This is a genomic window from Acidovorax sp. LjRoot38 (genome assembly GCF_964252975.1).
In the GTDB taxonomy this organism is placed as follows: Bacteria; Pseudomonadota; Gammaproteobacteria; order Burkholderiales; family Burkholderiaceae_C; genus Acidovorax; species Acidovorax facilis.
In genome coordinates this window covers 76,829-96,283 of the sequence record NZ_CAXUPT020000016.1, presented here as the reverse complement: position 1 = coordinate 96,283, position 19,455 = coordinate 76,829, and the positions used below count along the sequence as shown (strand labels likewise).

Genomic DNA, 19,455 nt, shown 5'->3' with positions numbered 1-19,455 from the left:
CACGTTCAGGCCACCTTCAGCCGGTCGTTGGTACGCGGCAGTTCTTCCACCACGTCCTTGGCCAGCCAGCCGTCGAGCTGCGCCCAGACCGTGGGGTCGATGATGTTGCGCTCCTTGAGCCATGCCTCGTTGAACACGGTGTGCAGGTACTTCTCGCCCCCGTCCGCCACCACCGCCACCACGTTGCCCGCGATCATGCCGCTGTGGATGAACTCCAGGGCCTTGTAGAGCACGCCGCCGGTGGAGCCGCCCACCAGCAGGCCCGTGTGCTGCGCGAAGTAGCGGGCGGTTTCAAAGGCCTGTGCATCGGTCACCTGCACGCCCAGGTCGATGCAGCTGTAGTCCAGCACCAGGCCCACGGTGTCTCCCTTGGGCGTGCCTGTGCCCGACTGGTAGTACGGCCGCCCAGGCTGCCCGAAGATGATGGAACCTGCAGGCTCGACCGCGATGGTGCGTGTGCGGGGGTTGTGCAGCTTGAGTCCGCGTGCAATGCCCGTCATCGAGCCACCCGTGCCCACGCAGCCCACATACGCGTCCACCGGGCCTTGGACCTGGTCGATCACTTCGCGCACGAAGTCGAAGTAGCCGCCCGCATTGGCCACGTTGTCCGACTGGTTCATGAACACTGCACCGGGAATCTTGGAGGCCACCTCGGCCGCCAGGCGCTGGCGCTCCACCACGGCCACCTCGTCCTCGCGGTAGTCGCCCTCCACGTAGCGGATCTCCGCACCCAGTGCGCGCATCACGGCGATCTTGTCGGGCGCGGCATGGTGGTCTACCACCGCGATAAAGCGCAGGCCGAACTCGATGGCGGCAATGGCCAGGCCAATGCCGGTGTTGCCTGACGAAGACTCCACCACCACGCCCCCGGGCTGCAGGCGGCCGGAGCGCATCGCCGCGACGATCATGTTGCGCGCCATGCGGTCCTTGATGCTCCCGCCCGGGTTGTTCTTCTCGATCTTGAGCAGCAGCCGCGTTTTCTTCGAAGGAATCGGGATGCCCAGGATGGGTGTGTTTCCGATCAGGTCCGTCACTTTGCTGAGAATCATGTCTTTACTCCGTTCGGTCGTCGTCTGGCGAAAAGGCCATGGCACCTGTCGCAGTGCGGATGACTGCAATGCGGCGGGGCATGGGATGGCGGTGAAACTCGTTTTCCAGCAGGTCCATCTGGTAACCCGCGGTGTTGGCATACACCAGCAGGTCCCCGGCCTGCGGCACACGCGCAAAGCCGATCCAGCGGTGGGTCAGAACATCGTCGTCCAGGCAGCTGTGCCCAGCGATGTAGGCATGGCAAGCCTGTGGCGTTGCGGGGCGCGGTCCGTTGCCGTCCCCTGGCACCAGCAGGGGGTCCACCAGGAACTCGGAGCCGAACCAGGTCTCGCAGGCGCTGAAGCTGCTGCCTTCCACAAAGATCACATACCGTCCGTCGGCCAGCGGTTTCACCCGCGTGGCGCGAAAGACCGAGATGGCGGCCTGGTCCACCAGGCTGCGCCCGGGTTCGATGGCCAGTGTCAGGCCTGCCGCGTTCAGGGCCTGTGCCACGGTCATGCCCTCCGTGCACGCCGAGCACAGCAGTTGCTCCATCCACATGCAGGCGTCCACAGGCCCGCCATAGGGGTAGAACGATGTGGGCACCTTGCCGCTGCGGTAGTGCGCGCCATCCTGCGCTGCGAGAAAAGCGCTGTAGGCGGCGGTGTCCACATACCGGATGGGCAGTCCACCGCCGATGTCCAGCATCCGGGCGCTCAGCCCCATGCGGCGGGCTTCGTGCACCCAGGGCAGCAGCTCGCGCACGGCTTGCACACGCGGCTCGACCGCATAGCCCGACAGATGAAAGTGAAAGCCTTCCAGAACCATGCGTGCTTCTGGGTTGGCCAATCGGGTAAGGCCTGCGCGCAGGTCGCCAGCGCCCATGCCAAAGCGACTGGTGGGCAAGGAGTGGGGCCGGTAGCGCAGCAGCACGCGCGCCCCCTGGCCCGCGCCAGCAGACTGCAGGCAGTGATCCAGGTCCTGTAGCTCCTGCAGCGAGTCGACGGAAATGAGGGATGCGTTGTCCATCAGCAGCTTGTGGAACGCCCGGGTCTTGGCCGGGCCGGTGGCGCACAGCCGCGTGGGATCCGCACCAGCACGCAGTGCGTCACCCGCCTCGTAGAGGCTGGATACGTCCACGCCGATGCCAGCCTGCACGGCCGCGCGGACCAGGGCGGGCGACTTGTTGACCTTGGCCCCGTAAAAAATCTCAAAGGGCATAGGGTGGGACTGCAGCACGGCCGCCAGCTTGCGCACGTTGTCTTCCAGCCGCTGGGGCCAGACGAGGTGCAGCGGCGAGCCGTATTGGGCAACCAGGCCCGGCAGCATTGCGGGTGATGCGTGCACCAGTGCTGCCACCGCTTCATCCAGCAGCGGTGGCAGGGCTGGGTACACCTTGGCTGCAGTGGCTGCCGGCTGGGGCTGCGGCGTTGGCGCCGCCGCGCGTACAGGGGGTGCATGCCGGTGCGCCGCCGTAACTTTGTTCATGCCCGCCAGGTCCGCCAACTCACCATGGTGCTGGGCTCGCATGGTGGTGCCTCAGAAATCAACGGTGGCCGACACCACCAGGGAACGTGGCGCACCCTGCACCAGGCTGCCGTACTGCGACACGCTGGCCCAGTAAGCGCGGTCTGCCACGTTGCGCAGGTTGGCACGGAACGTCGTGGGCTTGCCGGCGATCTGTGTGCGGTAGCGGGCGCCCAGGTCTGCGGTGGTCCACGATGGAATGCCCAGCGTGTTCGCGCGGTCCACATACTGCTTTCCGGTGTGGGTGATACCCCCGCTCAGTGCCAGGCCCGGCACCCAGGGCAGATCCCACTCCAGCCCCAGGTTGGCCTGCACCGAGGGGACGCCGATGGCTTTCTTGCCCTGCGTGGCCGCGCTGTTGGTCTGGCTCAGCACACCTTGCAGCAGCGTCACGCCGCCGGTGACGGAGACGCCAGGCACCACACGGCCGGAGGCGTTCAGTTCCACCCCCCGATTGCGCTGCTTGGCATCCACTGCAAACAGGCCGTTGGTCTGCTGGCCGCTGGGCTTGGTGATCTCGAACAGGCTCAGCGAGCTGATCATCCGGCCCCATCCGAACTTGGCGCCGATTTCCTTTTGTTTGGCCTTGTACGGCGCAAACACCTCGCCCGCGTTGGAGGCCGTGGCCGGAGCGATGTCGCCCTTGCTCAGGCCTTCGATGTAGTTGGCGTAGAGCGATACGTTCTGCCAGGGCTTGACCACCAGGCCCGCCAGCGGCGTCACTGCGCTCTGGTCGTACGACGAGGCGACGGCGCCCGTGGTGGTGTTGAAGTTGTCGGATTCCACACGCTGGCGGCGCACGCCCAGCAGCACCTGCACCCGGTCGTCCAGCATCGACAGGGTGTCGGCCAGCGCGATGCTGGACAGCTCTGTGTCGGCCACCCGCGCGACCTGGGCCGGGGCGGCCACGTTCTGCGCCGGGCTGTTCACCGGCGCGTAGATGTTGGACAACACGGTGGTGCCGTTGACGGAACCACGACCCAGGCGGTCGTGGTAGGTGCTGGCCTGCAGCGTGACCGTGTGGCGGACGCCGCCGGTGGCGAACTTGGTGCGCAGCCCGGCGTCCGCCGTGCTCCGGTCCACCTCGAACTGAAAGCGTTGCGGCAACGTGCTGGTGTCGCCCTGCACATTGAGCAGGGTGGGGTTGCCAAAGAGCCGGTCTACCCGTGTGCGTCCGCCGCCTGCGTTGGCGAACGCGGTGGTCTGGTCGTTCAGGTCGTATTCCAGGCGCAGCAGCAGGGAGCGGTCGGTGGTTTCAAACCATTCCCAGGGCTGGCTCACGTTGCGCCGGCCATCGGGTGCGGCCGGTACGGCCGTGGCCCCTGCGGCCAGAAACGGCCGACGCTGTGGCGCATCGACACTTTCCTTCTGCGCGATGGCGTCCACGGTGGCGCGCAGCCGTTCGCCCTGGTAGTCGAGCGCGATCGCTCCCACGTCCGCCTTGCGCGACTGGTTGTCCAGCAGCGTGTCGCCCTGGTGGTGGCTGCCGTTGACGCGCACGCCCCACTGGCGTTCGGGGCCAAACCGGCGGCTCAGGTCGATCTGGCCACCCCCCTGTGCGGAGGGGCCAACGTCGGCGGAGATGCGTGTGAGCGGGTCGCTGGTGGCACGCTTGGGCACGATGTTGATGGTGCCGCCCACGCTGCTGGCCGGGGACATGCCAAACAGCAGCGCTGCGGGCCCTTTGACCAGCTCGATGCGCTCCGCGTAGTCGGCCAGCACGCGGTAGTTGGGGGCGATGCCATAGACGCCGTCAAAGGCGATTTCGCCCGAGTTCTGGTCACCTACCGGGAAGCCTCGGATGAAGAACGAGTCCAGCTGGTCGCCGGAGTGGCCCGAGAGCCGGACCGACGAATCGTTCTTCACGATGTCGGCAATGGTGACGGCCTGTTGGTCCTGCACCATCTGCGACGTGTAGCTGGTGGCGCTAAGCGGTGCGTTCAGGGTGTCGGTGTTGCCCAGCAGCCCCAGCCGGCCACCGCGCGCTGTGTGCCCGTTGCCGATGGTGGCGGGCAGCCCTGCATCGCCGTCTGCTGTGACCTGGACCTCGGGCAGGGTACGGGGGCGGTCGGCGGCGTCCGGAGATACGGTCTGAGCGCCTGCCGGGGCCATGATGCCGGCCGTGACCAGACTGGCGAGCGCCAGGCGTGTGGCGGCCGCGAGGGGGTGAAGGGGGGCCGCGGGAGCGGCGTCCATCGAAGAAGAAGGCAGAGAGCCTGGCACGGTCGGTGGCAGCACAGTGGTTCCTTGAGGGGGCAGGAGGCTGGCTGGCGACGGCTGGCTGCTTGGGGTGCATGTCAATGCACCGTATGGCAAAAATTATAAACAAGAATTATTCGCATTTGATGGATTTTTTGCTTGCACTTGCAACAGGAACGCGCTGCCCACCCTCCGCAGAGTTCGTGCCCTGCGGCGTTTACGATAGGCGGCTGCCCCTGCTTGCCGCAGGGCGCTCGTTTCCTTCAAGGTGCTGCCGCCGCGCCCGCCATTTCCATGAATTCCTGCATCGACTTCAGTGCCGCGCTGGCCCCGTCAGCGCCCCGCCTTCGCCATGCCTTCCGCGCGCCCCGCGCCGTGCTGTCGGCCCGTGACCTGGCCGAGGTGCGCCCCGTTCTCGATGCCGTGTTTGCTGCCGCGCAGGCAGGCGCATGGTGCGTGGGCTACGTGCGCTACGAGGCGGCTCCGGCCTTCGATGCAGCCTTGCAGGTGCATGCCGCCCAGGGGCCGCTGGCCTGGTTTGCCGTCCATGACGAAGCGCTGCCGTGGCCCGGGGAAGCCGCTGCAGATTCGGCCGATGGGGCCCATGTGGAGTGGACCTCGGGCCCCTCGCGCGCGGAGTTCGATGCAGCCCTGAACCGCATTCACCAGGCCATCGGCGATGGCGAGCTGTACCAGGTCAACTACACCGCGCCGCTGTCGGGCCAGTTGCTGCAGGGCAGCGCGCAGGCCTTGTTCCAGGCCTTGCAGCGCTCACAGCCCGGCGGCTATGCCGCGTTCATCGCCACCGGCAACGAACAGGTGCTTTCGGTGTCGCCCGAATTGTTCTTTGACTGGGAAAGCGGAGCCCATGGTGACCCGGCGGGTGGAGCCATCCTGGCGCGCCCCATGAAAGGCACCGCGCCACGTGGCGCCACGCCTGCGCAGGATGTTGCCAACGCTGAGCACCTGCGCTCGTCGCCCAAGGAGCGGGCTGAGAACGTGATGATCGTGGACCTGCTGCGCAACGACATATCCCGCATCGCGCTGCCGCACAGCGTGCGTGTGCCCGCGCTGTTTGCCACCGAAGCCCTGCCCACCGTGTGGCAGATGACGTCGGACGTGACGGCCCGCACGCGGCCCGGTACCACGCTGACCGACGTGTTTGCTGCGCTGTTTCCCTGCGGCTCCATCACCGGTGCGCCCAAGGTGCGCGCCATGCAGATGATCCATGCGGTGGAGCCCGCACCGCGCGGCGTGTACTGCGGCGCCGTGGGCGTGGTGCGGCCTCTGGGTGCCGCCGGGGCGGATGGGCAGCACCGCGTGGCGGCCACCTTCAACGTACCCATTCGCACCGTGGTGCTGCGCACCGACGGCGGCCACACCCAGGCCACCTGCGGCATTGGCAGTGGCATCACCTCGGGCGCGCAAGCGGACGCCGAATGGAACGAGTGGCGCCACAAGCGCGCCTTCGTGGAGCGTGCGAGCCAGCCTTTTGACCTGCTCGAAACCCTGGCGCTGGTGGACGGCCAGTGGCGGCATCTGCCCGAACACCTGGCGCGCCTGCAGGCAGCGGCGGTGCATTTTGGCTACCCCTTCGATGGGGAGAAGGTTGGGCAGTGCCTGAGGATGCTGGCCTCAGGGCACGGCACGGGCCCTTGGCGTGTGCGTTTGCTGCTCAATGCCACTGGCGAGCCCCGGGCCGAGGCCTTTGCATTGGCCCCCACGCCCGAGCCCGTGCGCCTGCAGCTGGCGCGCAGCCCGCTACCGGAGGCCCATGGCGAATTCGTGCGCCACAAGACCACGCGCCGCGCGCACTACGCGGCCTTTGCGCCCACGGCAGCCGGGATGTTCGACACGGTGTTGTGGAACGAGGCGGGTGAGATCACCGAAAGTACCTTCGGCAATGTCGCCCTGCTGCTCGATGGCCGCTGGGTCACGCCGCCGCTGGCCTGTGGCCTGCTGCCTGGCGTGGGCCGCGCGGTGGCGCTGCGCGAGGGGCGTGTGGCAGAAGCCGTGGTGCAGCTGCAGGACCTGCCCCGCGTGCAGGGCTGGGCGTTCATCAACAGCCTGCGCGGCTGGTTGGCTGCGGAGTTGGTGGCAGAAGACCCAGGCTGATGCATCAGGGCACCCGCCGGGCTTTAGGGGTACAGAGTTTTGCTATCGAAATAATAGCTATCAATGACTATGGATAAGCGATAGGGCTAAATTTATTCAAAAATTGCCGCTGCTGGTTCAGAGCCGCTCCTTGGCGTACGAGCCCCGGTCCATATCGACGATCTCCACGCTCAGCTGCACCATCACGCCCTGGGGCTTGGGCGTGCGTTCGCGCAGCACGGCGGCGATGCGGTCGGACAGCTCTTTCTTGGCCTCGGGCGTGCGGCCCGCGAGCAGGCGCAGTTGGGCATGCACAAAAGCGCGGTTGGCGGGCGCGATGCCGATCTCGAAGCTGTCGGCCACGATGAAGCGGGTCTTCAGGTCCGCCTCGTCCTGCACCTGGGGGTGGGCGCACAGGGTGGCATTCAGGGCCGTCAGCGTTTCGGCCTCTGGGTAGTGGGGCAGGTTGGCCGAGTATTCAATGGTCAGGTGGGGCATGGAGTGGGTCCGGTTCGGTCGAGTGAATTCACTTCAAAGCCATGGTAGACAGGTTCTAAGAACCTGTTCAAGATCTTTTCAGGGTCGCACAGGGCCCGTTCCCGAAGGGTTGGAGCGAAATCGGGCCGACGAACTTGGAAGTGTTTGGCGCCCCGGCTGCTTGCATGGGCATGAGCCCATGCGGCGCCTCCGAAGCATCCACGTCCATCACGATGGCACTCCAATGCGATCCCCGAAAAGATTCTGAACAGGTTCTAAAGCCAGCAACCCTTGGGCCGTCAGCGGCACCCAGCAGTTTAAGCCGCCGTTAAGCAAGGCTGCTGACTATCATGCGGCTGCTTGCAGCAGCTTGTTTTTCATCAACTTGTTGTTCCTTAAGAGCCATGACACCCTCCTTCTTGATCCAAAAAACCACATTGTTTGCCCTCCTGCTGTGCGCCGCCACCTGGGCTAGCGCCGAGGGCGCCCACCCGCACTGGGAATACAAGGGCAAACACGGCGCCGCCCACTGGGGCGCGCTGGAGCCTGGTTTTGAGGCCTGTGCACGCGGTGCGGCGCAAAGCCCCATCGACATTCGCAATACCGTGAAAGAGGCGCTGCCTGCGCTGGATTTCCAGTACACGGCAGGTGCCCCCACGCTGGTCAACAACGGGCACACGGTGCAGGTGAACATGCCTGCGGGCAGCAAGCTGGTGGTGGACGGCAAGGCGATGGAGCTGCTGCAGTTCCACTTCCACACCCCCAGCGAAGAGGCCATTGGCGGCAAGCACGCGGCCATGGTGGCCCACTTTGTGCACAAGGCTGCGGACGGAGGACTGGGCGTGGTGGCGGTGCTGATCCAGCCGGGCAAGACGAATGCGGCCTGGGCCCCCATCTTTGCGCACCTGCCGCGTGTGGGTGAGCAGGTGACGGTGGACGGGCTCACGCTGGACGCCAGCACCCTGTTGCCCGCCAAGAAGGGTTACTACAGCTTTGCAGGGTCGTTGACCACGCCGCCCTGTTCCGAAGGCGTGCAGTGGATGGTGCTCAAGGAACCCGTGAAACTGGGTGCCCAGCAGATCAAGGCGTTCCGCCAGCTCTATAACGCCAACGCGCGCCCAGTGCAGCCGCTCAATGGCCGCATCGTGAAAGAAAGCACCTGACTGTGACCAGCCGGTCCGCTGGTTCCAGGGGGGGCGGCTGAGTCGCAGGTCGATGTTCAGGCCATAGTCAGGCTGTAGCGGCCGCAGACGCCACGCTGGTGTCTGCGGTTTTTTGTTGAAGAGCCACCACGCAGTCGGCGGCATGTGCCGCCAGCGCTGCCAGCAACGCATCCACATCCGCCGCCGTGTGCGCGGCCGATAGCGCAATGCGCAACCGGGCCGTACCCACGGGCACCGTGGGCGGGCGGATGGCGGGCACCCACAGGCCCCGCTGGCGCAGGCTTTCCATCGCGGCCAGGGCCGCTTCGTTGCTGCCGATGACGAGCGCCTGCACCGCCGTGTGGGATGGCAGCAGGTGCCAGCCCAGTTCCGGGGGCAGCGCGGCCAGGCCTTCGCGCAGTTGCGCAATGCGCTTGCAAAGCCCCGCTCGCAGGTCGTCCGCAGTCGCGATCAGCTCCAGGCTTTTGCGCAATGCGCTTGCCAGCAGGGGTGGTGCGGCCGTGGCAAAGATGTAGGTGCGGGTCTTTTGCAGCAGCCATTCAATGAGTGCAGCATCACCCGCCACAAAGGCGCCCGCCACGCCCGCCGCCTTGCCCAGCGTGGCCATGTAGAGCACGCGGCGCGAGGCGGTGGTGCCCGTCAGGCCCGCTTGCGCCAGGCTACCGCGCCCTTGGGGGCCGAGCAAGCCAAAACCATGGGCGTCGTCCAGCAGCAGCAGCGCGTCGTAGCGCTCGCACAGCGCCAGCAGGGCGGGGATGTCGATCAGGTCGCCATCCATGCTGAACACCGCATCGCTGACCACCAGCTTGCGCCGTGCAGGGCTGGCGGCCAGAGCAGTCTCCAGCGCGGCCAGGTCGGCGTGGGCGTAGCGGTGGATGGTGGCGCGCGAGAGGCGCGCGCCATCGATCAGGCAGGCGTGGTTGAGCGCGTCGGAGAACAGCGCATCGCCATCGCCCACCAGCGCGGGGATGATGCCGGTGTTGGTGGCGTAGCCCGCGTAGAAGTACAGCGCACGGGGTAGCTGCACAAAGGCGGCCAGGTCGCGCTCCAGTGCATCGTTCGCGGCGCTGTGGCCGCTGACCAGGGGTGATCCGCCCGAGCCCACGCCAAAGGTGTGCGTGGCGTCCCGAGCGGCCTCGGCCAGCGCGGGGTGGCTGGCCAGGCCCAGGTAGTCGTTGCTGCAAAAGGCCAGCATGGGCTGGCCGTCCACCAGCAGGTGGGCACCGCCCGCGGGTTGCACCACGCGGCGGCGGCGCAGCAGGTGGGCGCGCTCGATGTCGGCCAGGCGCCCCGGGATCTCGTCGAGCCAGGAGGTGGGGTGGGATTCCTGCGTCATAGCCATTCCCCGGGCAGTTCAAACACCAGGCTGCGCGCATCGGGAAGGTCCTGGTACGGCACCTCGGCCAGCAGCGGCACGCCCAGGCGCGCACGCAGGTAGGCGATGTTCTCGTCAGCGGCCTCCATCTCGGGGTCCACACGGTTGGCCACCCAACCCACCAGCACGAGGCCACGCGCCCGGATGGCCTCGGCAGTCAGCAACGCATGGCTGAGGCAGCCCAGCCGTAAACCCACCACCAGCACCACGGGCAGGGCCAGGGCCTGGGCCAGGTCGGCACCGGTCTGGGTGTCGGTCAGCGGCACATGAAAACCGCCCGCGCCCTCCACCACCACGGCATCCGCCTGGGCGGCCAGCGCCTGGTAGCTGCGCACGATGGCCGCGATATCAATCTGCACCCCGGCACGTTCGGCCGCAATGTGGGGCGACAACGGGTCGAGCAGCAGCACGGGGTTGTCCAGCTCGGGTGCGACGGACAGGGTGGAGGCCGAGCGCAGCGCGATCGCGTCCTCGCTGGCCCAGTCCTCGCCCCAGGGCACCACACCGGCCGCCACGGGCTTCATGCCGACCACACGGCGGTGGTGCGGCGCCAGGGCGTGCAACAGGCCGGTGGACACCAGCGTCTTGCCGACGCCGGTGTCGGTGCCGGTGACAAAACATCCAATCATCAATTCTCCTCTTGCAGCGTGGCGTTCAGCGCAGCGAGCGCGCCGCTGGCCAGGCATTGCACGGCTTCGTCGTCGAGCATGTAGGGCGGCATGGCATACAGCGTCTTGCCGATGGGCCGCAGCACCAGCCCCCGCGCCATGGCGTGCTGGTGGTAGCGGCGGGAAAAGTCGGGCAGCGTGGTGTCCACATCCCAGGCCCAGATCATTCCGAGGCTGCGCGCATGGCGCACACGTGGATGCTGTGCCAAGGGTGCGCACGCCGCATCGATGCGTTGCGCCAGCGCCTTGTTGGCATTCAGCGCATCCAGCTGTTCAAACAACTCAAGCGTGGCCAGCGCCGCGCGGCAGGCCAGGGGGTTGCCGGTGTACGAGTGCGAATGCAGAAAGCCGCGCGCCACATCGTCGTCGTAGAACGCGGCGTACACCACATCCGTGGTCAGCACGGCCGACAGCGGCAGCGTGCCGCCAGTCAGGCCTTTGGACAGACAAATGAAATCCGGCCGGATGCCCGCCTGCTGGTGCGCGAACATCGTGCCCGTGCGGCCAAAGCCGACGGCGATCTCGTCCACCACCAGGTGCACGTCATAGCGGCTGCACAGCGCGCGCGCCAGGCGCAGGTACTCGGGGTCGTGCATCGCCATGCCAGCTGCGCATTGCACCAGAGGTTCAACAATGAATGCCGCGGTGGTGGTGTGGTGCTCCTGCAGCCATGCTTCCAGCGCGGCGGCGGCGCGCCGGGCCACGTCTTGCGCGGTTTCGCCAGGCGCTGCATTGCGCGCATCGGGGCTGGGCACGGTATCGGCCAAACGCACCAGCGGGGCATAGGCCTCGCGGAAGATCGCGATGTCGGTCACGGCCAGTGCGCCCACGGTCTCGCCGTGGTAGCCGCCGGCCAAGCCCACAAAACGGCTCTTGGCGGGGCGGCCGGTGTTGCGCCAGTAGTGCGCGCTCATCTTCAGGGCGATCTCGGTCGCGGCTGCGCCGTCGCTGCCGTAGAACGCATGGCCCAGGCCGGTGAGGGCGGCCAGGCGCTCGGACAACTCCACCACGGGCGCGTGGGTAAAGCCCGCCAGCATCACGTGGTCGAGCTTGCCCAGTTGGTCCAGCAGCGCGGCTTGGATGTGTGGGTGGCTGTGGCCGAACAGGTTGACCCACCAGGAGCTGATGCCGTCCAGGTAGCGCTTCCCATCGGTGCCGTAGAGCCACGGGCCCTGGGCGCGCGCAATGGCCACGGGCGGCTGGGTTTCGTGCCGCTTCATCTGGGTGCAGGGGTGCCAGACGCTGGCGAGGCTGCGGGCCACGAGTCCGTCGTGCGTGGGCTGCATGGTCAGACGCCCTGGGTGGGTACGGCGTGGCGCAGCTCGGTCTGGCGGTTGTGCTCGTCCACGAAGACCAACTGAGGCTGGTGCGCGCCCACCTGGTCTTCATGCACCTGCGCAAAGGCAGCAATGATGATGAGGTCGCCTGCGGCTGCGCGGCGTGCGGCCGAGCCGTTCACCGAGATCATGCCGCTGCCGCGCTGGCCCTTGATGGCATAGGTGACGAAGCGCTCGCCGTTGTTGATGTTCCAGATGTGGATCTGCTCGTTCTCTGCGATGTTGGCGGCGTCGAGCAGGTCTTCGTCGATGGCACAGGAGCCTTCGTAGTGGAGCTCGCACTGGGTCACGGCCACGCGGTGGATCTTGGATTTGAGCAGGGTGCGGAACATCGGCTTCCTTCAGTGAAGTCTGTGAATGGGGGAGGATCTGCCGGTGGCAGGGCCGTGGTCGATCAGGGCTGCGGAAAGTCCAGCACGCAGCTGTCGCCCAACGCCTCGCGCCACACGCGCACACGACTCACGCTGGCGCGCAGGTCGGCGGGCAGCGCCTGGGCGATGAAAACGCACAGGTTCTCCAGCGTCGGCGTGCCCAGGCCAGGCACGTCGTCCAGCATGTGGTGGTCCAGCTGCTCGCGCACCACCTCCAGGCCCCTGCGCAGCAGGCCCAGGTCCAGCACCATGCCGGTGGCGGGGTCGCGTGGGCCGCTCAAAAAGACCTCGGCGTGGTAGGTATGGCCGTGCACGCGGCGGCTGCCTTCGGCCTCGATCTCGCGGCGCAGGGTGTGGGCAGCGTCGAAGAAGAAGCGCTGGGAGATGGTGAACAACATACGGGAACCAAAAAGAAAACCGCTCACCGGATACCGGTGAGCTTGTGAGTTTGCAGGCTCAGGCGCCATGCGGGGTGGGCCAGGCAGGCGTCAATGCAAGCGGCAGTGTTCTGTCGCTGCAGAAGGCCATCCATGGGCTGCAGAAAGCGGTGGGTGAACTGCGTGTCCTGCTCCAGCGCCTGCAGGTCAAAGCCCGGCTGGGGCCACACGAGCTTCAGTTCCTGCCCGCTGCGCTGCACCCACGGGGCACCCGCCTTGGGGCTGATGCACAACCAGTCGATGCCCTCGGGCGCAATCACGGTGCCGTTGCTTTCAACCGCAATGCGAAATTGCTGCGCGTGCAGCGCGTCGATGAGTGCCGTATCGACCTGCAGAAGGGGTTCTCCACCCGTCAGCACCACCAGGCGATGGCCCGCGTCTGCAGGCCATTGGGCGGCGATTAATTCCGCCAGTGCCGTGGCCGTTTCGAACTTGCCGCCCAGCGTGCCGTCGGTGCCCACAAAGTCGGTGTCGCAGAACTGGCAGATGGCCTGCGCGCGGTCCTGCTCGCGGCCAGTCCAGAGGTTGCAGCCCGCAAAGCGACAGAACACCGCGGGTGTGCCCGCCTGGCCGCCTTCGCCTTGCAGGGTGTAGAAAATTTCTTTGACGCTGTAGGTCATCGGGCCACCGGTGGTACGAGAAGGGTGGGGGCCGCAGGCGCGGCCATCTCGGGGTAATCGCGGCTGAAATGCAGGCCCCGGCTTTCGCGGCGCAGCTGGGCGCTTTTCACGATCAGGTCGGCCACCTGCACCAGGTTGCGCAGCTCCAGCAGGTCGCGCGTGACGTGGAAATGGGCGTAGAACTCCTGAATCTCGCCCTGCAGCATGGCAATGCGGTGGGCGGCACGTTCCAGGCGCTTGTTGGTACGCACGATGCCCACGTAGTCCCACATGAAGCGGCGCAGCTCGTCCCAGTTGTGGGAGATGACGACGGATTCATCCGCATCGGTCACGCGGCTGTCGTCCCAGGCGGGAACGGTGGGCAGTTCTGTGGTCGGGGCTGCTGCGATGGCCTGCGCGGCGGCGCGGGCGAACACCATGCATTCGAGCAGCGAGTTGCTGGCCAGGCGGTTGGCGCCATGCAGGCCGGTGCAGGCCACCTCGCCCACGGCGTACAGACCGGGCAGGTCGGTGCGGCCCGCCAGGTCGGTCAGCACGCCGCCGCAGGTGAAGTGGGCCGTGGGCACCACGGGGATGGGCTCCTTGGTGATGTCGATGCCCAGCGACGCGCAGTGCGCGAGGATGTTGGGGAAGTGCTCTTGCAGAAACGCGGGGCTCTGGTGCGAGATGTCCAGGTGTACGCAGTCCAGGCCGTGTTTCTTCATCTCGAAGTCGATGGCGCGGGCCACCACGTCGCGCGGGGCCAGTTCGGCGCGCGGGTCGTGGTCGAGCATGAAGCGGGTGCCGCCGGCCGAGGGGGGCAGCTTGAGTTGCCCGCCCTCGCCGCGCACGGCCTCGCTGATGAGGAAGGACTTTTCGTGCGGGTGGTACAGGCCTGTGGGGTGGAACTGGATGAACTCCATGTTCGCCACACGACAGCCCGCGCGCCAGGCGGCGGCAATGCCGTCGCCCGTGGCGGTGTCGGGGTTGGTGGTGTACAGGTACACCTTGCCTGCGCCGCCCGTGGCCAGGATGGTTTGCGGCGCGCGGAAGGTCACCACCTCGTCGGTGTCGCTGTCGAGCGCATACAGCCCCAGGCAGCGGTTGCCAGGCAGGCCCAGCTTGCGCGTGGTGATCAGGTCCACCAGCGTGTGCTGCTCAAACAGGGTGATGCCCGGTGTGCTGCGCACCACGTCGATCAGCGTGCGCTGCACGGCTGCGCCGGTGGCATCGGTCACATGGGCGATGCGGCGCGCGCTGTGACCGCCTTCGCGCGTCAGGTGCAGCTGGTCGCCTTCGAGTGTGAAGGGCACACCCAGCTTGCGCAGCCAGGCAATCGATGCGGGCGCGTTCTCCACCACAAAGCGGGTGGTGGCCAGGTCGCACAGGCCCGCACCGGCCACCAGCGTGTCTTCAATGTGGGCGGCAAAGCTGTCGTCGTCAGCCAGCACGGCGGCAATGCCGCCCTGGGCCCAGCCGCTCGATCCATCCTGCAGCGTGCGCTTGGTGATCACGGCCACGCGGTGGGTGGGCGCCAGGTGCAAGGCAGCCGAGAGGCCAGCGAGGCCGCTGCCTACGATGAGAACGTCGAAGTCGTGGGATGCCATGGCTTGCGGGTGAAGAAAGGGGTAACGCCACGGCCACCGGCCAGGGCGGTGAACAGGGGAGCCAGCCTAGACCGGCGTGTAAGCGAGGCGCACGTAAATGGGGGCAAAAGCCTCGGCCTGCGTGATCTCGATCAGCGTCTCTTTGGCCAGCTCCAGCAGCGCGATGAAGGTCACCACCAGCACGGTGCTGCCTTTTTCGGGTTCGAAGAGTTCTTCAAACTCCACAAAGCGGCGGCCCTGCAGCGTTTTGAGCACCATGCTCATGTATTCGCGCACCGAAAGTTCCTCGCGCGTGATCTTGTGGTGCTGCACGAGCTTGGCGCGTTTGAGGATGTCGCGCCAGGCGTCCTGCAGCTCCACCACGTGCACGTCCGGAAAGCGTGGCTGCAGGCTTTGTTCTATGTAGACCTGGGCCTTCAGGAAGTCGCGGCCGTACTGCGGCATGTGCGACAGGCGCATGGCCGCCATCTTCATTTGCTCGTATTCGAGCAGGCGGCGCACCAGCTCGGCGCGGGGGTCTTCGGGCTCCTCGCCGCCTTCCTGCTTTTTGGGCGGCAGCAGCATGCGCGACTTGATCTCGATGAGCATCGCCGCCATCAGCAGGTACTCGGCTGCCAGCTCCAGGTTGCGGCTGCGAATCTCGTCCACATACGCCAGGTACTGCTTGGTCACCCCCACCATGGGGATGTCGAGGATGTTGAAGTTCTGCTTGCGGATCAGGTACAGCAGCAAATCGAGCGGGCCTTCGAAGGCTTCCAGGAAGACTTCGAGCGCATCGGGCGGGATGTACAGGTCTTGCGGCAGCGCAAACAGCGGCTCGCCGTACAGGCGTGCCAGCGCCACCTGGTCGACCACCACGGGCATGCCCGCGGCGTCCCGCGCGGACAGATCCGGCGAATCGGCCACTTCGGCTTCGTTCGCTGTGGTCATGATTTGCTATAAAAAAATGAGCTTATAGCGCTTGTTGGATAAGCGCTAGAGGCCATTTTGATGCTTAATCTGCGTTGGTCTGGTAGACGTACGGCTTTTGCTCGACCTGGCCTTCGCGGTACTCGGTCCAGATGCTGCGGTCCACCTTCTTGTCCCACAGCAGGGCACGGCCTGCCAGCTGCTGGCTTTCCAGTTCGGGGCGGCTGGCCTTGAGCTGGTTGATGAACTGGGTGGCGTCGGATTGGTAATCGGGGCGGCGGAAAATAGACATGGACTGTGAATCTCTTTCTTGGAACGCATCAGGCACAGTGACGCACCAAAGGTCCAAGATTTTACCGGGACGAATTTATGCGCTTGATATATCGCGCCGCTGCCCTGGCAGCTGCCGCTTTTTCCCTGATCGCTCTTACCGCCTGCGACCCTCAGCGCATCAGCGAGCTGAAAGAGGGCGTATCGACCGAAGCCGACGTGCGCGACCGCTTTGGCGCCCCCGAGAACGTGTGGGAAGAACCGGGCGGTGCCCGCACCTTCGAATACAACCGCCAGCCCGCAGGTCAGGTCAACTACATGATCACCATCGGCCCCGATGGCCGCATGATCGCGCTGCGCCAGGTGCTCACGCCCGAAACCTTTGCGCGCGTCGTGCCTGGCATGCGCATGGATGAGGTGCGCCGCCTGCTGGGCAAACCCGCAAAGGCCACGCCCTACGAGCTGAAGAAAGAGACGTGGGTGGACTGGCGCTATCTGGAGGCGCCCAACCAGGCCAAGGTGTTCACGGTGGTCCATGGGGCTGACCTCGTGGTGCTGCGCACGCAGACGGGGGCCGACCTGGACGCGCCGGAGTTCAAGGGCGGCAAGTAAACGGTTGCCCCGCGCCCTGCCGACAACTACACATCCACGCTGGCGCCGCCCTGGGCGGCCAGCCGGTCGGCAAAGCCCGATCGCTCGATCAGCGAGCGTGGCTGCTCGTGCAGGTTCACCACCGACATGCGCCCACCGCGCGCTGCCACGGCTTTCAGGATCTGCTCCAGCGCATCCAGCCCGGTCGTGTCCAGCGCCACCAGCTCGCAGGCGTCCAGCACCACATCCATGCCGGGCGGGCCGGTTTCCACCGCCTGCACGATGGGGTCGATCTTGGCGGCTGCGCCAAAAAACAGCGCGCCGTGCAGGCGCCAGCGGGCCACAGTGTGCTGGCCCGGCGCAGCGCTCGGCGGTGTTGGAATGGGTTCGGGCTCGCGCACCGCGCGAAACAACCCGCTCATGCGCCGCACAAACAGCGCGCAGGCCATGAACAGGCCCACCTCCACCGCCACCGTGAGGTCGAACACCACCGTGAGGAAAAACGTGCCCAGCATCAGCAGCCGATAGTGGTTGCTGAAATGCTTGAGCCGCACAAACTCGTGCCACTCGCCCATGTTCCAGGCCACAAACAGCAAGATGCCCGCCAGCACCGCCAGCGGAATGTGCAGCGCCAGCGGCGCAGCCACCAGCACGATCGCCAGCAGCGTGAGTGCATGCACCATGCCCGCCACCGGCGAGGTGGCGCCCGCGCGGATATTGGTCACCGTGCGCGCAATGGTGCCGGTGGCCGGCATGCCGCCAAAAAACGGCACGATCATGTTGGCCGCGCCCTGGGCCATCAGCTCCTGGTTGGGGTCGTGTTTTTTGTGGTGCGGGTCGGTGGCCAGCTGGTCGGCCACGCGGGCGCACAGCAGCGACTCGATGGCACCCAGCAACGCGATGGTGAGTGTGGGGGTGACCAGCAGCCGCACCGTCTCCCACGAAAAATCGGGCAGCGCAAACACCGGCAGCGCCTGCGGAATGCCTCCAAAGCGCGAGCCGATGGTCTCCACCGGAAACCTGAGCCCCCAGGCCAGCAGGCTCAGCGCCACCAGCGCCACCACGGGTGCGGGCACCCGGGCAAACCGGCGCACCGTGTGCCCCTCCATGAGCCGGATCACCGGCGAGCCCTTGAGGAACAGCCGTGGCCAGAGGAACAGCAGCGCCACACACGCCAGCCCCAGCCCGAACGCATAGGGGTTGAAGGTGCCGATGTGCTGCGCCAGCGTGCTCACCTGCGAGAAGAAGTTGCCCGGCATGCGGTCAATCGACAAGCCCAGCCAGTCTTTCACCTGTGACAGCGCAATCAGCACCGCAATGCCGTTGGTAAAGCCGATCACGATGCTGACCGGCACAAACCGCACCAGCGTGCCCAGGCGAAACAACCCCAGCAGCACCAGAATCACGCCCGCGCAGGCGGTAGAGATCAGCAGATTGGCCACGCCATAGCGCTCCACAATGCCGTAGACGATCACGATGAACGCGCCCGCCGGCCCACCAATCTGCGTGTTGGCGCCCCCCAGGGCAGAGATGAGGAAGCCCGCAATGATGGCCGTCCACAGCCCCGCCTCGGGCTTGAGGCCACTGGCAATCGCAAACGCCATGGCCAGCGGCAGCGCCACAATGCCTACCGTGACCCCTGCACCCACGTCGGCCAGCCAGCGGCTCTTGGTGTAGCCGCGCAGGGCGTCGATCAGGCGGGGGCGAAAGGCGGGCGAAAACGGCATGGAGGCAACCAGTGTAGTGAGCGCTTCTTGAAGTGCAACCGATGGCGGTCCCAACCACCCGATGGCGTCACACCGGCGCTGCAATAGCGCCACAACAGGGCCGCAACAGGGCCACAAACAGAGCCTCCGCAACTTGGGTAGCTTCAGCTCCATGTCGGTGTTGTATAGAATTTGCTCCTAATTTGATAGCTATTGACGCTTGCTGTATAAGCGCTGGATGCCAAAAAATGCTTGCAATCTGCCAAGGCTGGCAAGGGAAAGCAGCCCCTGCGCACTGGCGCGTTGCTTGCTAGTTGTGGTGCACTGCATCCCCACCTGATCCCATGCCCGACACCCTTCACCCTCCTGCCATGCCGACGCCCGAAATGTCCCCCCCGCCATCGCTGCGCCACGGCCTGTTCGAAGACGCGCAGGCCCTGTTCGCGGGCACCTTGTTTGTGGCCATGGCGCTCATGCTTTTCAACCAGGCGGGCCTGCTGGTGGGCGGCACCGCGGGCGTGGCGTTTTTGCTGCACTACGTCACGGGCATTTCGTTCGGCAAGCTGTTTTTTGTGGTCAACCTGCCGTTCTACTGGTTTGCCTGGACGCGCATGGGTCACGAGTTCACCATCAAGACCTTTGTCTGCGTGGGCCTGCTGTCGCTGCTGACCGAGCTGTTTCCGCACGTGATGCATGTGGACTACCTGAACCCGCTGTTCGCCTCGCTGCTGGGCGGGCTGCTGCTGGGCACGGGCTGTTTGTTTCTGGCGCGCCACCGCTCCAGCCTGGGCGGTGCCACGGTGGTGTCGCTGTATCTGCAAAGCCGCTATGGCATGCGGGCGGGCAAGGTGCAGATGATGATCGACGGCTCCGTGGTGCTGCTGGCGCTGTTCGTGGTGCCGGTCGAGCGTGTGGCGTATTCGGTGCTGGCCGTGCTGGTGATGAGCGGGTTCTTGTGGATCAGCCACCGGCCAGGGCGCTACGTGGGGCATTGAGGGACGGGGCCGCCAGCGCGACGGCCGCCTGTCTCCGATCGTGACCGAGTCCTCAGCGGCCTGAGCTCCCGCCGAACGCCCCTGCGCGACTCCATTGCACC

Annotated in this window: 18 protein-coding genes; 4 read left to right on the top strand and 14 right to left on the bottom strand. The window is 66.3% G+C overall.

Features of this window, described 5'->3' with window-relative positions:
- Positions 1-5: 5 nt before the first annotated feature.
- The 3 genes from ACSQ22_RS22675 to ACSQ22_RS22665 are packed head-to-tail and all read right to left on the bottom strand — an operon-like array spanning position 6 to position 4,752.
- A complete protein-coding gene (locus tag ACSQ22_RS22675; RefSeq protein WP_436131619.1) occupies positions 6-1,049 on the bottom strand; it encodes a PLP-dependent cysteine synthase family protein in 1,044 nt (347 codons plus the stop codon).
- A gap of 4 nt (positions 1,050-1,053) precedes the next feature.
- A complete protein-coding gene (locus ACSQ22_RS22670) occupies positions 1,054-2,559 on the bottom strand; it encodes a Y4yA family PLP-dependent enzyme (protein WP_436131618.1) in 1,506 nt (501 codons plus the stop codon).
- 9 nt (positions 2,560-2,568) lie between these two features.
- A complete protein-coding gene (locus tag ACSQ22_RS22665) occupies positions 2,569-4,752 on the bottom strand; it encodes a TonB-dependent receptor (protein ID WP_436131617.1) in 2,184 nt (727 codons plus the stop codon).
- 297 nt (positions 4,753-5,049) lie between these two features.
- Here ACSQ22_RS22665 and ACSQ22_RS22660 point away from each other — a divergent pair, with 297 nt between their 5' ends.
- Positions 5,050-6,870, top strand: a complete 1,821-nt coding sequence (locus ACSQ22_RS22660) for a chorismate-binding protein (RefSeq protein ID WP_436131616.1) — start codon at positions 5,050-5,052, stop codon at positions 6,868-6,870.
- A gap of 117 nt (positions 6,871-6,987) precedes the next feature.
- Here the strand turns inward: ACSQ22_RS22660 and ACSQ22_RS22655 are convergent, their stop codons facing one another.
- Positions 6,988-7,347 carry a 5-carboxymethyl-2-hydroxymuconate Delta-isomerase gene (locus ACSQ22_RS22655; RefSeq protein WP_121507342.1) on the bottom strand — a complete coding sequence of 120 codons (360 nt, stop codon included), beginning with the start codon at positions 7,345-7,347 and terminating at the stop codon, positions 6,988-6,990.
- Between the two features lie 383 nt (positions 7,348-7,730).
- On the opposite strand from ACSQ22_RS22655, the gene ACSQ22_RS22650 reads away from it, so the two are divergent.
- Positions 7,731-8,489 carry a carbonic anhydrase gene (locus ACSQ22_RS22650; protein WP_436131615.1) on the top strand — a complete coding sequence of 253 codons (759 nt, stop codon included), beginning with the start codon at positions 7,731-7,733 and terminating at the stop codon, positions 8,487-8,489.
- A gap of 67 nt (positions 8,490-8,556) precedes the next feature.
- On the opposite strand, the gene bioF is transcribed toward ACSQ22_RS22650, so the two are convergent.
- The 9 genes from bioF to ACSQ22_RS22605 form a co-directional block, all read right to left on the bottom strand.
- The gene (bioF, locus tag ACSQ22_RS22645) at positions 8,557-9,825 is read right to left on the bottom strand and encodes an 8-amino-7-oxononanoate synthase (protein WP_436131614.1); all 1,269 of its coding nucleotides are present in this window, start codon (positions 9,823-9,825) and stop codon (positions 8,557-8,559) included.
- Positions 9,822-10,493 carry a dethiobiotin synthase gene (gene bioD, locus ACSQ22_RS22640; RefSeq protein ID WP_121421050.1) on the bottom strand — a complete coding sequence of 224 codons (672 nt, stop codon included), beginning with the start codon at positions 10,491-10,493 and terminating at the stop codon, positions 9,822-9,824. The genes bioF and bioD overlap by 4 nt, the downstream gene beginning before the upstream one ends.
- Positions 10,493-11,818 carry an adenosylmethionine--8-amino-7-oxononanoate transaminase gene (gene bioA / locus ACSQ22_RS22635; protein ID WP_436131613.1) on the bottom strand — a complete coding sequence of 442 codons (1,326 nt, stop codon included), beginning with the start codon at positions 11,816-11,818 and terminating at the stop codon, positions 10,493-10,495. Before bioA ends, bioD begins: the two co-directional genes overlap by 1 nt.
- A 2-nt stretch (positions 11,819-11,820) precedes the next feature.
- Complete coding sequence (gene panD / locus ACSQ22_RS22630) at positions 11,821-12,201, bottom strand: aspartate 1-decarboxylase (RefSeq protein WP_436131612.1); 381 nt, start codon at positions 12,199-12,201, stop codon at positions 11,821-11,823.
- Positions 12,202-12,263: 62 nt separating this feature from the next.
- A complete protein-coding gene (locus ACSQ22_RS22625; RefSeq protein WP_008903449.1) occupies positions 12,264-12,638 on the bottom strand; it encodes a 6-carboxytetrahydropterin synthase in 375 nt (124 codons plus the stop codon).
- Positions 12,639-12,661: 23 nt separating this feature from the next.
- The gene (queE, locus tag ACSQ22_RS22620; protein WP_436131611.1) at positions 12,662-13,297 is read right to left on the bottom strand and encodes a 7-carboxy-7-deazaguanine synthase; all 636 of its coding nucleotides are present in this window, start codon (positions 13,295-13,297) and stop codon (positions 12,662-12,664) included.
- Positions 13,294-14,883, bottom strand: coding sequence for an L-aspartate oxidase (gene nadB / locus ACSQ22_RS22615; protein ID WP_436131610.1), 1,590 nt, complete (start codon positions 14,881-14,883; stop codon positions 13,294-13,296). Before nadB ends, queE begins: the two co-directional genes overlap by 4 nt.
- Positions 14,884-14,949: 66 nt before the next feature.
- Positions 14,950-15,813 carry a segregation and condensation protein A gene (locus ACSQ22_RS22610; protein WP_436131609.1) on the bottom strand — a complete coding sequence of 288 codons (864 nt, stop codon included), beginning with the start codon at positions 15,811-15,813 and terminating at the stop codon, positions 14,950-14,952.
- Between the two features lie 64 nt (positions 15,814-15,877).
- A complete protein-coding gene (locus tag ACSQ22_RS22605) occupies positions 15,878-16,084 on the bottom strand; it encodes a DUF3460 family protein (RefSeq protein ID WP_055402867.1) in 207 nt (68 codons plus the stop codon).
- A gap of 77 nt (positions 16,085-16,161) precedes the next feature.
- Here ACSQ22_RS22605 and ACSQ22_RS22600 point away from each other — a divergent pair, with 77 nt between their 5' ends.
- Complete coding sequence (locus tag ACSQ22_RS22600; RefSeq protein ID WP_055402865.1) at positions 16,162-16,674, top strand: hypothetical protein; 513 nt, start codon at positions 16,162-16,164, stop codon at positions 16,672-16,674.
- Positions 16,675-16,700: 26 nt separating this feature from the next.
- Here the strand turns inward: ACSQ22_RS22600 and ACSQ22_RS22595 are convergent, their stop codons facing one another.
- The gene (locus ACSQ22_RS22595; RefSeq protein WP_436131608.1) at positions 16,701-18,380 is read right to left on the bottom strand and encodes a SulP family inorganic anion transporter; all 1,680 of its coding nucleotides are present in this window, start codon (positions 18,378-18,380) and stop codon (positions 16,701-16,703) included.
- 323 nt (positions 18,381-18,703) lie between these two features.
- On the opposite strand from ACSQ22_RS22595, the gene ACSQ22_RS22590 reads away from it, so the two are divergent.
- The gene (locus tag ACSQ22_RS22590; RefSeq protein ID WP_176888632.1) at positions 18,704-19,354 is read left to right on the top strand and encodes a YitT family protein; all 651 of its coding nucleotides are present in this window, start codon (positions 18,704-18,706) and stop codon (positions 19,352-19,354) included.
- Positions 19,355-19,455: the final 101 nt, after the last annotated feature.